This window comes from Pseudomonas sp. SF2, from assembly GCF_036858055.1.
In the GTDB taxonomy this organism is placed as follows: domain Bacteria; phylum Pseudomonadota; class Gammaproteobacteria; order Pseudomonadales; family Pseudomonadaceae; genus Aquipseudomonas.
Window position 1 is genome coordinate 134,918 of the sequence record NZ_JAMBDI010000018.1, and the last position, 14,034, is coordinate 148,951.

Annotated in this window: 11 protein-coding genes and 1 pseudogene; 2 read left to right on the top strand and 10 right to left on the bottom strand. The window is 62.0% G+C overall.

Going from position 1 to position 14,034, the window contains the following annotated elements:
- The first annotated feature begins 77 nt into the window (after positions 1-77).
- Together lptF and lptG are read left to right on the top strand one after the other, a co-directional pair.
- Positions 78-1,193, top strand: coding sequence for an LPS export ABC transporter permease LptF (gene lptF / locus M2S36_RS12230; RefSeq protein ID WP_063911380.1), 1,116 nt, complete (start codon positions 78-80; stop codon positions 1,191-1,193).
- Positions 1,186-2,247, top strand: a complete 1,062-nt coding sequence (gene lptG, locus M2S36_RS12235; protein WP_207836051.1) for an LPS export ABC transporter permease LptG — start codon at positions 1,186-1,188, stop codon at positions 2,245-2,247. The genes lptF and lptG overlap by 8 nt, the downstream gene beginning before the upstream one ends.
- A gap of 162 nt (positions 2,248-2,409) precedes the next feature.
- On the opposite strand, the gene M2S36_RS12240 is transcribed toward lptG, so the two are convergent.
- From M2S36_RS12240 to M2S36_RS12280, 10 genes and pseudogenes are all read right to left on the bottom strand, one after another.
- Complete coding sequence (locus tag M2S36_RS12240) at positions 2,410-2,898, bottom strand: RDD family protein (protein ID WP_333957213.1); 489 nt, start codon at positions 2,896-2,898, stop codon at positions 2,410-2,412.
- A 91-nt stretch (positions 2,899-2,989) separates the two neighbouring features.
- Positions 2,990-3,202, bottom strand: a complete 213-nt coding sequence (locus M2S36_RS12245; RefSeq protein WP_003257941.1) for a cold-shock protein — start codon at positions 3,200-3,202, stop codon at positions 2,990-2,992.
- 355 nt (positions 3,203-3,557) lie between these two features.
- On the bottom strand, positions 3,558-4,679 hold the full coding sequence (gene gcvT / locus M2S36_RS12250; protein WP_207836047.1) for a glycine cleavage system aminomethyltransferase GcvT: 1,122 nt from the start codon (positions 4,677-4,679) through the stop codon (positions 3,558-3,560).
- Positions 4,680-4,706: 27 nt separating this feature from the next.
- A complete protein-coding gene (locus tag M2S36_RS12255; RefSeq protein WP_233693892.1) occupies positions 4,707-6,083 on the bottom strand; it encodes an L-serine ammonia-lyase in 1,377 nt (458 codons plus the stop codon).
- 64 nt (positions 6,084-6,147) lie between these two features.
- Positions 6,148-9,003: an aminomethyl-transferring glycine dehydrogenase gene (gene gcvP, locus M2S36_RS12260; RefSeq protein WP_207836027.1), complete on the bottom strand. Its 2,856-nt coding sequence runs from the start codon at positions 9,001-9,003 to the stop codon at positions 6,148-6,150.
- 11 nt (positions 9,004-9,014) lie between these two features.
- On the bottom strand, positions 9,015-9,398 hold the full coding sequence (gene gcvH, locus M2S36_RS12265) for a glycine cleavage system protein GcvH (protein WP_207836025.1): 384 nt from the start codon (positions 9,396-9,398) through the stop codon (positions 9,015-9,017).
- A 445-nt stretch (positions 9,399-9,843) separates the two neighbouring features.
- On the bottom strand, positions 9,844-10,239 hold the full coding sequence (locus tag M2S36_RS25105) for a GFA family protein (protein ID WP_442969523.1): 396 nt from the start codon (positions 10,237-10,239) through the stop codon (positions 9,844-9,846).
- A 481-nt stretch (positions 10,240-10,720) separates the two neighbouring features.
- A pseudogene (locus M2S36_RS12270) lies at positions 10,721-12,782 on the bottom strand (TonB-dependent receptor).
- Between the two features lie 79 nt (positions 12,783-12,861).
- Entirely contained in the window at positions 12,862-13,266 is a 405-nt protein-coding gene (locus M2S36_RS12275) for a DUF2946 family protein (RefSeq protein ID WP_207836008.1), read from the bottom strand.
- Between the two features lie 192 nt (positions 13,267-13,458).
- Positions 13,459-14,031: a histidine phosphatase family protein gene (locus M2S36_RS12280; protein ID WP_207836004.1), complete on the bottom strand. Its 573-nt coding sequence runs from the start codon at positions 14,029-14,031 to the stop codon at positions 13,459-13,461.
- Positions 14,032-14,034: the final 3 nt, after the last annotated feature.

Consider the following 14,034-nt stretch of genomic DNA (forward strand, 5'->3'; position numbering starts at 1 on the left):
ATTGGTCTTGGCTGTACTAAGTCATTGTCTGGCGCCATAGATTGGCAGTCCGCCCTGACAACCCAGGAGTGTCTGGTTTGATCGTCTTTCGTTATTTGTCCCGCGAGGTCCTGGTGACCTTGAGCGCCGTCAGCGCCGTGCTGCTGGTGATCATCATGAGTGGGCGCTTCATCAAGTACCTGGCCCAGGCTGCCCAGGGCGTGCTCGACCCGAGCGTGCTGTTCCTGATCATGGGCTTCCGCCTGCCGGGCTTCCTGCAGCTTATCCTGCCTTTGGGGCTGTTCCTCGGCATTCTCCTGGCGTACGGGCGCCTGTACCTGGAAAGCGAGATGACCGTGCTGTCGGCCACCGGCATGAGCCAGCAGCGCCTGCTGGGCCTGACCATGGTGCCGGCCGCCCTGGTCGCCCTGCTGGTGGCCTGGCTGAGCCTGAGCCTGGCGCCGCTGGGCGTTGCCCAGGTGCAGCAGATCATCAGCCAGCAGGATGCCCTGACCGAGTTCGACACCCTGGTGCCGGGCCGCTTCCAGACCCTGCGCGACGGTTCGCGAGTGACTTACACCGAAGAGCTTTCGGACGATCGCATCAACCTGGCCGGCGTGTTCATCTCCGAGAAGCGCTTCAACCAGGACAAGACCAAGGACCGCGCCCCGTCGGTGCTGGTTGCCGAAAAAGGCCACCAGGAAATACAGGCCGACGGCAACCGCTACCTGGTGCTGGAAAACGGCTACCGTTATGACGGCAACCCGGGCCAGGCCGACTACCGTGCCATCAAGTACGATACCTACGGCGTGCTGCTGCCCAAACCGGAGGTCAGCGAGGAAGTGACCGAGCGCGAGGCCGTCCCCACCTCCGAGCTGATCGGCAAGAAGGGCCTGCGTGAGCGCGCCGAGCTGCAATGGCGGCTGTCGCTGCCGATCCTGGTGTTCGTCGTCACCTTGCTGGCGGTGCCGCTGTCCCGGGTCAACCCGCGCCAGGGCCGCTTCCTCAAGCTGCTGCCGGCAATTCTTCTGTACATGGCCTACCTGACAATGCTGATTTCCGTACGCGGCGCCCTCGAGAAGGGCAAACTGCCGATCGCCCTGGGCATGTGGTGGGTCCACGGCCTGTTCCTGCTGATCGGCCTGGGCCTGATGTACTGGGAGCCGCTGCGCCTCAAGCGCGCCGCCCGTCGTGCGGAGGTGGCCCATGGGTAAGCTCGACCGCTACATCGGCCAGAGTGTGCTGCTGGCCATCCTCGCCGTGCTGGGGATCATCCTTGGCCTGGCTTCGCTGTTTGCCTTCATCGACGAGATGAGCGACCTGAGTGACACCTACACGGTGATGGAGGCGGGCAACTTCGTTCTGCTGACCGCACCACGGCGCTTGTACGAAATGCTGCCGATGGCCGCCTTGATCGGCTGCCTGATCGGCCTGGGCAGCCTGGCCAGCAGCAGCGAACTGACCATCATGCGCGCTGCCGGGGTTTCCATCGGCCGTATCGTCTGGGCGGTGATGAAGCCGATGCTGGTGCTGATGCTGGTCGGCCTGCTGATCGGCGAGTACGTGGCGCCGGTGACCGAGAACAAGGCCCAGGCCGACCGTTCCCTGGCCCAGGGTGGTGGCGATGCGCAAAGCTCCAAGCGCGGCATGTGGCACCGCCAGGGCGAGGAGTTCGTGCACATCAACGCCGTGCAGCCCAACGGCCTGCTGCTGGGGGTGACCCGCTACCGCTTCGACAACGAGCGCAAGATCATCACCTCGAGCTTTGCACGCCGGGCGCAGTACCAGGATGACCACTGGCTGCTCGCCGATGTGCGCACCACCTACTTCCGTGGCGACCACACCGAAGTGGTGAACACGCCGCAGGAGCGCTGGGACGTTTCGCTCACGCCGCAACTGCTCAATACCGTGATCCTGGCGCCGGAGTCGCTGTCCATCACCGGGCTGTGGGACTACATCCACTACCTGTCCGACCAGGGTCTGAACAATGCACGTTACTGGCTGGCGTTCTGGACCAAGGTGTTGCAGCCGATGGTGACTGCGGCGCTGGTGCTGATGGCGATTTCCTTCATCTTCGGCCCGCTGCGTTCGGTGACCCTTGGCCAGCGCGTGTTCACCGGTGTGCTGGTGGGCTTCGTGTTCCGCATCGCCCAGGACCTGCTGGGGCCTTCGAGCCAGGTGTTCGGCTTCCCGCCGCTGCTGGCAGTGGTGATCCCGGCAGGCATTTGTGCCTTGGCGGGTGTGTGGTTGTTGCGCCGGGCGGGTTGATGGCCTGAGCTGCACAAAAAAAGCCGACCTCAGGGTCGGCTTTTTGCTGGCATTTGTGTTGCCTGCTCCCACAGGTTCATCACAGGCCCTGAGGATTGTGAGGTTCCTGTGGGAGCGGGCGAGCCCGCGAAGAGGCCCGAACAGGCAACACAAATCCCCGGCTCATTTCTTCTGCTTCGGCACCCGCACCAGCTGGCTTTCCGAATAGATGTCATGCCAGCCCCGCTTGCGCTTGTCGATCAACACCCAGAAAAACCCCAGCCCCAGGCACAGCCACGAAGCAATCGACACCACAAAGCGCAACAGCGCCTGCCACAGGCTGATAGCCGTGCCATCGGCGTTCTGCACCCGCACGCCCCACACTTGCATGCCCAGGGTCTGCCCGCCATGGGTCCAGAACTTGGCAAAGAAACCGAACAAGGCAAACAGCAGTACCGTCGACAGCAGCGGGTCGCCGTCCAGTGCGCCAGCCTCGGTCAGCTCACGCATGCGGGCTTCGCCGATGATCGCCATCTGGATCATCTTGTAGGCACCGGCGGTCACGATCAGCAGCGCCGAGCACAGCAGGAAGTCATAGAACATCGCCGCCAGGCGCCGGCCCAGGCCGACTGGCGGAAAATCACCCTGGGGTGTGAGCAGAGGCTTGGACATGCAAAACGGCTCCAGAAGACGAAGCCGCTATTCTACGGGCAAAAAAAAGCCCCTGCACTTGGCAGGGGCTTTTCTCGAAGTCGGGTTCGGCTTAGCCGGCGACCTGAACTTTGTCAGCCTGCATGCCTTTCTGGCCCTGGACTGCTTCGAAGGTGACCTTCTGGCCTTCTTTCAGGCTCTTGAAGCCGTTACCTTCGATAGCGCGGAAGTGCACGAACAGATCCGGACCGCTTTCTGGGGTGATGAAGCCGTAACCTTTTTCGTCATTGAACCACTTGACGGTACCGTTCTGACGCTCAGCCATTGTCTTATTTCCTATGAAGCTTGAATTTTGATGACAGTTTCTTTTGCAATAAACAAGCAAAAGATTACTGGGCTGGGTTGCAGGAAAGTAAGAGACGTCAAACGGGTTGTAGCAGATTGCGGCTACTGGCCCAGGTCACGAACTGTTGCGACCCATGCAAACACAGTGCAGTGACTCTACGCCAACTCCCGAGCGAAAAACAAGCCCTTGGTCGTATGGAAAATCAGCCGTTTGCCGATAACCGACCGGTTTGTCGGAAACGGCATGGCGCCTGGCCTGGCGCCATGTTCAAAAGTTATTGGACAGGTTCGAAATCGAATATCTCGAGCCTGCCCGCAACCTTCACAAAGCGGCTTCAGCCCCGGTAGTAACGTTGTGCCACGAAAGGCATTTTGCTGACTTTCAAGGCAACCTTCTTGCCACGCACCATGGCAAACAGTGGGGTGTCGAGTGCGGCATGTTCACTATCGATATAACCCATTGCTACAGGTGCACCGAGTGTCGGACCAAAGCCGCCGCTGCACACTTTGCCTACAGGTTTATCGTTTGCATCGACAATATCCGCGCCTTCACGTACTGGCGTACGCTCCTGCGGCAACAGACCCACCCGTTTGCGCGCCACGCCATCGCGCTGGTGGGCGAAGATGGCCTCGGCACCCGGGAAGCCGGCGGCACGCGCGCCGTCGGCACGGCGAACCTTGGAAATGGCCCACAGCAGGCTGGCTTCGACCGGGCTGGTCTCGGTGTTCATGTCGTGGCCATACAGGCACAGGCCGGCTTCCAGGCGCAGCGAATCACGCGCACCCAGGCCGATCGGCTGTACTTCGGGCTCGGCCAGCAGGCGGCGGGCCAGGGCTTCGGCGGCCTGTGCCGGTACCGAAATTTCATAGCCGTCTTCGCCGGTGTAGCCCGAACGGCTGACGAAGCAGTCTTCGCCCAGCAGTTTCACCGGGCGGAACTGCATGAAGGTCATGCCGGCCACTTCCGGGGCCAGGCGCTCCAGCACCTTGACCGCCGCCGGGCCTTGCAGGGCCAGCAGGGCGCGTTGCTCGAACAGCGGCTGCACCTCGCAACGGCTGCCGATGTGCGCTTGCAGGTGGGCCAGGTCCTGGTCCTTGCAGGCGGCGTTGACCACCAGGAACAGGGTGTCGTCGCCCAGGTTGGCGACCATCAGGTCGTCGAGGATGCCGCCCTGCTCATTGGTGAACATGGCATAGCGCTGCATGCCCACCGGCAGGTCGATGATATCCACCGGCACCAGGCTTTCCAGGGCCTTGGCGGCATCGCTGCCACGCAGGGTGATCTGGCCCATGTGCGAGACATCGAACAGGCCGGCCTGCTCGCGGGTGTGCAGGTGTTCCTTGAGCACGCCCAGCGGGTACTGCACTGGCATGTCATAGCCGGCGAACGGCACCATGCGCGCACCCAGTTCCAGGTGCAGGGCGTGCAGCGGGGTCTTGAGCAGTGTTTCGGACATCGGTGACTCCTTGCTGTTGTTGTCGGGTCAACATTCGATGATGTTGACGGCCAGGCCGCCACGGGCGGTCTCTTTGTATTTGCTTTTCATGTCGGCGCCGGTCTGGCGCATGGTGCGGATGACCTTGTCGAGCGACACGTAGTGCTGCCCGTCGCCGCGCAAGGCCATGCGCACCGCGTTGATCGCCTTTACCGAGCCCATGGCGTTGCGCTCGATGCAAGGCACCTGGACCAGCCCGCCGATCGGGTCGCAGGTCAGGCCCAGGTTGTGTTCCATACCGATTTCGGCAGCGTTTTCCACCTGTTGCACGCTGCCGCCCATCACTTCGCACAGCGCCCCGGCGGCCATCGAGCAGGCCACACCGACCTCGCCCTGGCAGCCCACTTCGGCGCCGGAGATGGAGGCGTTTTCCTTGTACAGGATGCCGATGGCCGCGGCGGTGAGCAGAAACCGCACCACCCCGTCCTCGCTGGCTCCCGGTACGAAGCGCATGTAGTAGTGCAGCACTGCCGGGACGATGCCCGCCGCGCCGTTGGTCGGCGCAGTGACCACACGCCCGCCATTGGCGTTTTCCTCATTCACCGCCAGGGCGTAGAGGTTGACCCAGTCGAGCACCGACAGGGCATCGCGCAGGCTGGCCTCCGGGTGGCGGCTCAGTTGGCGGTACAACGCCGGCGCCCGGCGCTTGACCTTGAGCCCGCCCGGCAGGATGCCTTCATGCTGGCAGCCGGCTTCGACGCAATCCTGCATCACCTGCCAGATACGCAGCAGCCCGGCACGGGTTTCCGCCTCGGGGCGCCAGGCCGCCTCGTTGGCCAGCATGACCTGGCTGACCGACAGGTTTTGCCCGGTGCAATGGCCGAGCAGTTCCTTGGCGGTCTTGAACGGGTAGGTCAGTGGTGTACTGTCTTCGACGATGCGGTCGTGGCCGGCGGCGTCCTGGTCGACCACGAAACCGCCGCCCACCGAGTAGTACTCGCGGCTGCGGATTTGCAGGCCGGCCTCGTCGAAGGCGCGGAAGATCATGCCGTTGGGGTGGTAGTCCAGCGGCTTGCGGATCATCGCCAGGTGCTGCTTTTCGATGAACGCGATGCTGTGCTCGCCGAGCAGGTTCAGCCGACCGCTGTCGCGGATGGCCTGCAGGCGGGCAGGGATGGTGTCGGTGTCGATGACATCGGGGTGCTCGCCCTCAAGGCCCAGCAGCACGGCTTTGTCGCTGCCGTGGCCCTTGCCGGTGGCGCCGAGCGAGCCATACAGCTCGGCCTTGACGCTGACGGTGCGGGTAAGCAGGTCATCACGGCGCAGCCCTTCGGCGAAACGCGCGGCGGCGCGCATCGGGCCGACCGTGTGGGAGCTGGAGGGGCCGATGCCGATCTTGAACAGGTCGAAGACGCTCAGGGACATGGGTGACCTCCAGCCAGGAAAATTGGGCGGACGGTGAACCCTGTGGGAGCGGGCCTGAGGGCTATCAGGCGTCCTGATAGCTCTCGATCGACGGGCAGGCGCACACCAGGTTGCGGTCGCCGAACACGTTGTCGACCCGGCCGACCGGCGGCCAGTACTTGCCTTCCACCAGGCTTGGCAGCGGGTACACCGCCTGCTCGCGGCTGTAGCCATGGGCCCATTCGCCAACCAGCTCGGCCGCTGTGTGCGGGGCGTTCTTCAGCGGGTTGTCGTCCTTGTCCAGGCTACCGTTTTCGACCGCGCGAATTTCTTCGCGGATCTGGATCATCGCGTCGCAGAAGCGGTCCAGTTCTTCCTTGGACTCGCTTTCGGTCGGTTCGATCATCAGCGTGCCTGCCACCGGGAAGGACATGGTCGGGGCGTGGAAGCCGAAGTCGATCAGGCGCTTGGCCACGTCGTCGACGCTGATGCCGCTGGTGTCTTTCAGCGGGCGCAGGTCGAGGATGCACTCGTGGGCCACCAGGCCATTGCCGCCGGTATACAGAACAGGATAGTGCTCTTCCAGGCGACGGGCGATGTAGTTGGCGTTGAGGATCGCCATCTGCGAGGCACGCTTGAGGCCGGCACCGCCCATCATGCGGATGTACATCCAGGTGATCGGCAGGATGCTGGCGCTGCCGAACGGCGCGGCGCAAACCGCGCCCTCGGTGTTTTCCAGCTGCGCGTGACCGGGCAGGAACGGCGCCAGGTGCGACTTGACGCCGATCGGGCCGACGCCCGGGCCGCCACCGCCGTGCGGGATGCAGAAGGTCTTGTGCAGGTTCAGGTGGGAAACGTCGCCGCCGAACTTGCCCGGGGCGCACAGGCCGACCATGGCGTTCATGTTGGCGCCGTCGATGTACACCTGGCCACCGTTGTCGTGGATGATCGCGCAGATTTCGCCGATCGCTTCCTCGAACACGCCGTGGGTCGACGGGTAGGTGATCATGATCGCGGCCAGGCGCTCGCGGTGCTCGATGGCCTTGGCGCGCAGGTCCTCGACATCGACGTTGCCGCGGGCGTCACAGGCGGTGACCACCACGCGCATGCCGGCCATGTGCGCGGTCGCCGGGTTGGTACCGTGGGCCGACGACGGGATCAGGCAGATGTCGCGGTGGCCTTCGCCACGGCTGCGGTGGTAGGCGCGGATGGCCAGCAGGCCTGCGTACTCGCCCTGGGAACCGGCGTTGGGCTGCAGCGACACGGCGTCGTAGCCGGTGGCGGCGCAGAGCATTGCTTCCAGTTCGGTGGTCATCTGCAGGTAGCCCTGGCTCTGCTCGGCCGGGGCGAACGGGTGCAGGTTGCCGAACTCGGCCCAGGTGACCGGGATCATTTCACTGGCGGCGTTCAGCTTCATGGTGCACGAGCCCAGCGGGATCATGCTGCGGTCCAGTGCCAGGTCCTTGTCGGCCAGGCGGCGCAGGTAGCGCATCAGCTCGGTTTCGCTGTGGTAGCGGTTGAACACCGGGTGCGCGAGGATGGCCGACTGGCGCAGCAGGGCAGCAGGCAGCAGCGAGCCGGTGCTGGCGGCCAGGGCGTTGAAGTCCGGCTGGGCCTGGTCGCCACCGATCAGTTGCCACAGGGCCTCGACATCGGCCTGGCTACTGGTTTCGTCCAGCGACAGCCCCACGTGGGCGGCATCGATCTGGCGCAGGTTGATGCCCTGGGCGCGCGCCTTGTCATGCAGGCTGGCAGTGGCACTGCCGGTGGCCAGGGTCAGGGTGTCGAAGGCGCTGGCGCCCGCTACCTGCACGCCCAGTGTCTTCAGGCCGGCGGCCAGGATTGAGGTCAGGGCATGGGTACGTTCGGCGATGCGCTTGAGGCCGGCCGGGCCGTGGTACACGGCGAACATGCTGGCGATGTTGGCCAGCAGCACCTGGGCGGTGCAGATGTTGCTGGTGGCCTTTTCGCGGCGGATGTGCTGCTCGCGGGTCTGCATGGCCAGGCGCAGGGCGGTCTTGCCGAAGCGGTCGATCGACACGCCGACCAGGCGGCCCGGCATGTCGCGCTTGAACGCGTCACGGGTGGCGAAGTAGGCGGCGTGCGGGCCACCGAAGCCCAGTGGTACGCCGAAGCGCTGGGCGCTGCCGATGGCCACGTCGGCGCCGAACTCGCCCGGCGGGGTCAGCAGGGTCAGGGCCAGCAGGTCGGCGGCAACGGCGACCAGGGCGTTGGCAGCGTGGAAGCGCTCGATTACTTCGCGGTAGTCGAACACTTCACCGTTGCTGGCCGGGTACTGCAGCAGGGCGCCGAAGAAGGCGCTGACATCGCCCAGTTCGCGCTCGTCGCCGACCACGATCTCGATGCCCAGCGGCTCGGCACGGGTGCGCAGCACGTCGAGGGTTTGCGGGTGGCAGTGCACGGAGGCGAAGAACGCGTGGCTGGCCTTGTTCTTCGACAGGCGCTTGCAGAAGGTCATGGCCTCGGCCGCAGCGGTGGCTTCGTCGAGCAGCGAGGCGTTGGCGATCGGCAGGCCGGTCAGGTCGCTGATCAGGGTCTGGAAGTTCAGCAGCGCTTCCAGGCGACCCTGGGAAATTTCTGGCTGGTATGGGGTATAGGCGGTGTACCAGGCCGGGTTTTCCAGCAGGTTGCGCAGGATCGGCGCCGGGGTGTGGGTGTTGTAGTAGCCCTGGCCGATGTAGCTCTTGAACAGCTGGTTCTTGCCGGCGATGGCCTTGAGCGCGGCGAGCGCGTCGGCTTCGCTCTGGCCGTCGTGCGAACCGAGCACGCTGGTGCCCTTGATGCTGTCGGGGATGACCGCGGCGGTCATGGCTTCCAGCGAGTCGAAGCCGAGGGCGGCCAGCATGGCCTGCTCGTCGGCGGCGCGCGGGCCGATGTGACGGGCGATGAATTCGTTGGCGGTGCCGAGGTTGATGGTCATGGCGGAGTTCCTCAGGCGTCGTCGTTGGCTTTGATCAGGCGGTCGTAGGCGTCCTGGTCGAGCAGGGCGGCCACGGCGCTGGCATCGGCGGGGATGAAGCGGAAGAACCAGCCTTCGCCCATCGGGTCTTCGTTGACCAGTTCCGGGCTGTCTTCGAGCTGCTCGTTGATCTGCACCACTTCGCCGGTCAGGGGCATGTACACACCGCTGGCGGCCTTGACCGACTCGACGGTGGAGGCTTCGCTGCCTTTCTCATACTGCTGCAACTCTGGCAGTTGCACGAAAACCACATCGCCAAGGGCGTTCTGGGCGTAGGCGGTGATGCCCACGGTAACGCTGCCATCGGCTTCGACGCGCAGCCATTCGTGATCTTCAGTGAAACGCAACTCGCTCATGGGGAATCCTCGGGAAGCAGGGCGTTAGGCGCGGTGGCTCCGCGCTCTTGGGGTTGGGATTCCCTTAGCAAAAATGCGGCCAATGTATAGAAAATCATTTAAATCAATGATTTACAAAGTTCTCATGACGTTTTCTCATTTTCTGTGGAATGAAAACGCTACACACAGTGGACGGAGGAAAAGGGTTTGGGGTTCAAAACCTTGGCGAGCCGTATCCAGGCAAGGTTGTAGTGAATTCGATACGATGTACTGAAATCAGTACAGGTGGTGAGGCCTGACTGATGTGAAGGTGGGGCAGCAATAAAATCTGTCGCGCATCGGTTGGCGGGCAAGGACCGACTTGGGCAGTTGTGTCTGCCTGCGCGTCAGATCATGAAGTGGCTATTCTCTATCGCGGTCAGCTTCGTCTTGTGCTCTGTCAGAGTTGTAGTTCGACGTGGTCGATTTAATTGTAAGGGTGTGCAGCGAATTGTTTGGCGTTATCGCAAATTTCGTACCAATTCGGTTTTTCCTTGACAAATTCGTGGAACAGGTTTGAAGGGTGCAATGCGTCGTCAAAACAGTTAGCAGCCACTGGAAAGGAATCGGCGGTTGCTGTCACTTCACCTAATGCAGTTCCGCATATCGAGCAAAAGCATCGGTTGTACTTGTAAGGTGCTTCGGGCTTGTAAGTAGTTATCGAATCCAGGCCGGACAGCATTTCGAACGATGAGCGCTGAACAAAAACAAATGTACTGGCTCCTGCTTTTCTGCAGCGGGAGCAGTGGCATGTACCCATCATTGTCGGCGGGCTGGATACCATGAACTTTACCGCTCCACAGCAGCAACTACCTTTGAGCATATATTCCGTCCTCTGGATAAATGTACACTGTACAAAATTACAGTATTCTGAGCGAACCTTACCATCAAGCGCGCGGTGACGCCACTCCCACTCGAGTGGGCGGCAAGCCTAGCGCTTCAATGGAAGTCGGTGTGCGAGGCGCGCGCTGCTTGACGACGCTATCCTTCGGTGCGGGCAGGTTTTTCATTTCGGAAAGGTCGGATTGCTTGATCCAGCGCTTCATATCGAGCGCTGAAAATCTTGCCGGCAGCACAATCAATCAGCTTGTTCCGCTGTGCACCCGGAATCTCGCCAATTTCCCCTGGCTGCGACAAGGCTCGGCGACCCAGTTACAGGGGGGCACAGAGGTAAGCGATGCGGATTCATCAACTCACTTCACGCCGTTGCATAAATCGGCAGGGGAGCGATAAAGCATTTCGAATGGTGCCCCCGACCGATCCAGCCACAGCGTGTTTTCGCTAAACCCGAGAGCAGGCACCCTTTAAAAATCGAGCGTCATACCGGCATAAATTGCGCGACCATCACCAGGCGAATGCAGGGACGCGTCCGCTCCATCCGGGTCGTACCAGACATACTCATAGTAGCGATTGGTGAGGTTCTTCAGTTGCAGGTCCACGCTCATCAAGTCGCTGAGCCTGCAGGTCGCGCCTAGGTTCATCAATACGTAGCCGCCATAAGTTCCCTGAGTGTTCTCCCGCTCAAGGTAGTAGTTGGTCTGCCCGTTAGCCCAGGCTGTAAGTTGCAGTGCCGGGGTGGCCTGGTAGCTGATACCGGTGTTCCACAGGTGGTGCGGCACGTGGTCGATTTCCTTGCCTTTGCTGTCCGGGAGCGCGCTGCTGGGTTCAAGAATTTTCGAGTACTGCCAGGAGTAGGACATCCAGACCTCGGTGCGTTCGTCAGGGTGCAGGTTGACCTGCAGGTCGTAGCCCCAGCGGCGTGTCTCACCGACGTTATCGGATTCGCCGCTCGGGTCGTTCAGGCGACGGCTGACCTCGCCGGTGGCGTCCTGGCGCCAGTAGGCCACGCGGCCATCGATCCAACTGGCATGGGTAAATTTCACACCGGTTTCCCAGCCTTCGTTGATCGAAGGGTCGAGGTCTTCGTTGCGCGGCGGCACCTTGTAGGCTGCAGCGCCGGTACCGACCTGGAAGGTGCGGCCCCAGTTCGCATAGATACTGGCGAACTGCCATGGTGAGTAGACAATGCTGAGTTTGGGCTGCTTGATCAACCCATAGTCGTTTATGTCGTAGTCCTGCCCGGTCATCTTGTTGGTGAAATCACCACTGATCTTGTCGATGCGATACGCATGGACAATCTTCAGCGTTTCGACCGGTTCGATTTCAGCCAGGACATAGGCACCGACGGTGTTGAGGTCGAAGTCCTGATCGCGAGTCTGCACCTGGCGCACACGTTCTACCGTGCGGTAGCGCTGGCTACGGTTCTGCTGCTTCTGCACGTCGCTGCCGCTTTCCAGGGCGAAAGTGTGCAGCCAGTCGATCTGAGGCCGCCAGGTCAGGGAGGTGATGGCGCCGTACTGGTCCTCGTAGCTATCGCAGCTCCTGCTGTGAGCTGGTGTGCCAGTACTGGGTCCAGCGGAGGTCGTCGAAGGTGTTGACGTAGGTCTTGGCTGACCAGGACAAGGTGTCGGCCAGTTCGGTGTCGAAGTGCACGCTGACCTGGTTCATTCGCCGTGTGCCTTTGTCCGTGGCGTTGTAGGCGTTGCTCATGCGTGGGTGATGGCGGGCATCGTCTTCGGTCAGGTAGCCGGCTTCCTGGGCTTCGGACTCATAGTGGCGGGCAATCAGGCCGAGGCGGTAGTTGCCATCGTCGGGGGTGTAGAACCACTTGCCGCCGAAGCTGTAGCGTTCGGTATCGGCATGGTCGCGATAGCCGTCGAGCTGTTGGCGGCCGAAGAAATAGTTCTGCGTCCAGTTGCTGGTCTCGATGCCCTTGGCCAGTTGCACCTCAAGGGTGTTGAAGCTGCCGTAACGCACGCGTGCCTTGTTGTAGTTGCCGCCGGTGCGGGTATTGATGTTGACGTTACCGGCGATGTTGTTCAGGCCGTAGCGCGGGTCGCTGGTGCCGCGCGCCACCTCGATGCTGTCGATGTCCATCGGGAACACCGAGTCGATGAAGGGCATGTTGCCGTCGTTGCTGTTGCTGGGAATGCCGTCGATCAACAGCTTCACTGCATTGACTTCACCTTCGCCGTTGAAGCCGCGGAACGACAACTTGCCAGAGGTGGTGCCCTGGTTGAACTCTGTAAGCATTACACCGGGCGCGCGGTTGAACAGTTCCCAGCTGTAGGTGACTGGCATTTTCTCAAGGATATCGCCACCGAGAATGTCCACCGAGCTGAGGACGGTACTGGTGGTCAGTGGACCGGTGCTGGTACCGCTGACGGTGACGGCGCCGAGGGTCAAGGTGGAGTTTTCGCTAGGCAGCGTCTCGGCTACCGCCTGGGACAGAGGGTTCAGGGTGGAAACGCAGGTGATGGCAAAAACGGGTAATACAGTGCGTGCGGTGCTACGGAACGCAGGCATGGACAGAGCTTCCTGGCAAGAAAAAGTCGGGCACGGTCATCACGCGCATCGTGCGTGGGACCGAGGAGTAGTCGACAGATCAGGCCAAGGGAGAGGCGCGTGGACTCAGTTTGGGCCACTGCTCACGAGGTAGCCGCAAGGTAGGGGCATGGCCGAGCAGCAGCTCAGCGGGCCAGAAACGCGGGAACAGATGCTTGAAATAGTCACCGGCTAGCAGTGCCTGACCGGCGTGACCACAGCAGCAATCACCGGCTTGCAGCTTGCTATCGGCATGCTCAGCCAGTTCGGGCTGATTGAGTTTGAGTTGAGCCAGTAGTGATTTTGGCAGGTTCTGCGTGCCATGCAGGCTGCAGAAGCTGCCGAGAATCAGCGACTGGTCTACAGCCGGGGCGCGCAAGGAACGGTCGAGCGGCATCGCCAGCAGGTTGAACACCACTGCGAAACAGGCGAGCAGCCAGAGGTGAGTGCGAAGGTCTGGCAGCATGGACCGCCCCATGGAGTAAGTTGCGCATTAAGCCGCATCGGTGGCGCTCTGTAAAAGTTCCAGGCAGCGCCCTTTTGTCGCAGACGGGGCCGGGCAGTTCAGCTTGCTGGCCGCTCGCAGTGCTTCAACCAGGGAGGATGCTAGAGTCGCCGGTCATGGATCGTACCTGGAACTTGTAGCTATAACGGCCGCTTAGTCCTGGCCCTCATTACCCTTCGCAAAAACAGCCGCGCTCCAATAGCGGCTGCCGTTTTGGTGTTGGCGAGTCCAGCCCTTTGCCATCAGTTCCTTGGCAATCATCCGGTTCATGAACCCGTGACCCAGCAGCAGTACCGGCCCCTCGCTGGCAAGTGATAACAGCCGTTGTGCTGCCATGCTGGCGCGAAGCCTGGCACCGCTGACTGTTTCGACATTGCGCGAGTAACCACACAACCACAGGAGGCGAAGGATGAATGCCCAGGTAAACGGTGAAAGTCGAGGCAACTTCCATTGGCCATACGGCAGGTGCGCTTCACAAAAAAGCGCATCGACGTGGCTGGGCTCAAGACCGAGCGCCTGCAGCGAGCTCAATGCACGTGGCGCTGTGCTCGAGACAATCACCCTCGCCGTTGTGGCGAGCTGCAGGCTGGCGGCCGGGACGGGCTGGTCGGTAATTTCGGCGCGGTTGTAGCCTTCGATCCAGTCCTTCATATCCAGCGCTGACACTTTGTTGCTTGTAACCAGTGCTGGCTGGCCGTGGCGCATCAAGATTATTTCCGCGGTCATGGT

Coding starts and splice junctions, on each gene's coding strand:
- gcvT (WP_207836047.1), bottom strand. CDS start 4,679: ATGTCCGAAACACTGCTCAAGACCCCGCTGCACGCCCTGCACCTGGAA.
- lptG (WP_207836051.1), top strand. CDS start 1,186: ATGGGTAAGCTCGACCGCTACATCGGCCAGAGTGTGCTGCTGGCCATC.
- M2S36_RS12275 (WP_207836008.1), bottom strand. CDS start 13,266: ATGCTGCCAGACCTTCGCACTCACCTCTGGCTGCTCGCCTGTTTCGCA.
- M2S36_RS12255 (WP_233693892.1), bottom strand. CDS start 6,083: ATGTCCCTGAGCGTCTTCGACCTGTTCAAGATCGGCATCGGCCCCTCC.
- M2S36_RS12240 (WP_333957213.1), bottom strand. CDS start 2,898: ATGTCCAAGCCTCTGCTCACACCCCAGGGTGATTTTCCGCCAGTCGGC.
- gcvH (WP_207836025.1), bottom strand. CDS start 9,398: ATGAGCGAGTTGCGTTTCACTGAAGATCACGAATGGCTGCGCGTCGAA.
- M2S36_RS25105 (WP_442969523.1), bottom strand. CDS start 10,239: ATGCTCAAAGGTAGTTGCTGCTGTGGAGCGGTAAAGTTCATGGTATCC.
- gcvP (WP_207836027.1), bottom strand. CDS start 9,003: ATGACCATCAACCTCGGCACCGCCAACGAATTCATCGCCCGTCACATC.
- M2S36_RS12245 (WP_003257941.1), bottom strand. CDS start 3,202: ATGGCTGAGCGTCAGAACGGTACCGTCAAGTGGTTCAATGACGAAAAA.
- M2S36_RS12280 (WP_207836004.1), bottom strand. CDS start 14,031: ATGACCGCGGAAATAATCTTGATGCGCCACGGCCAGCCAGCACTGGTT.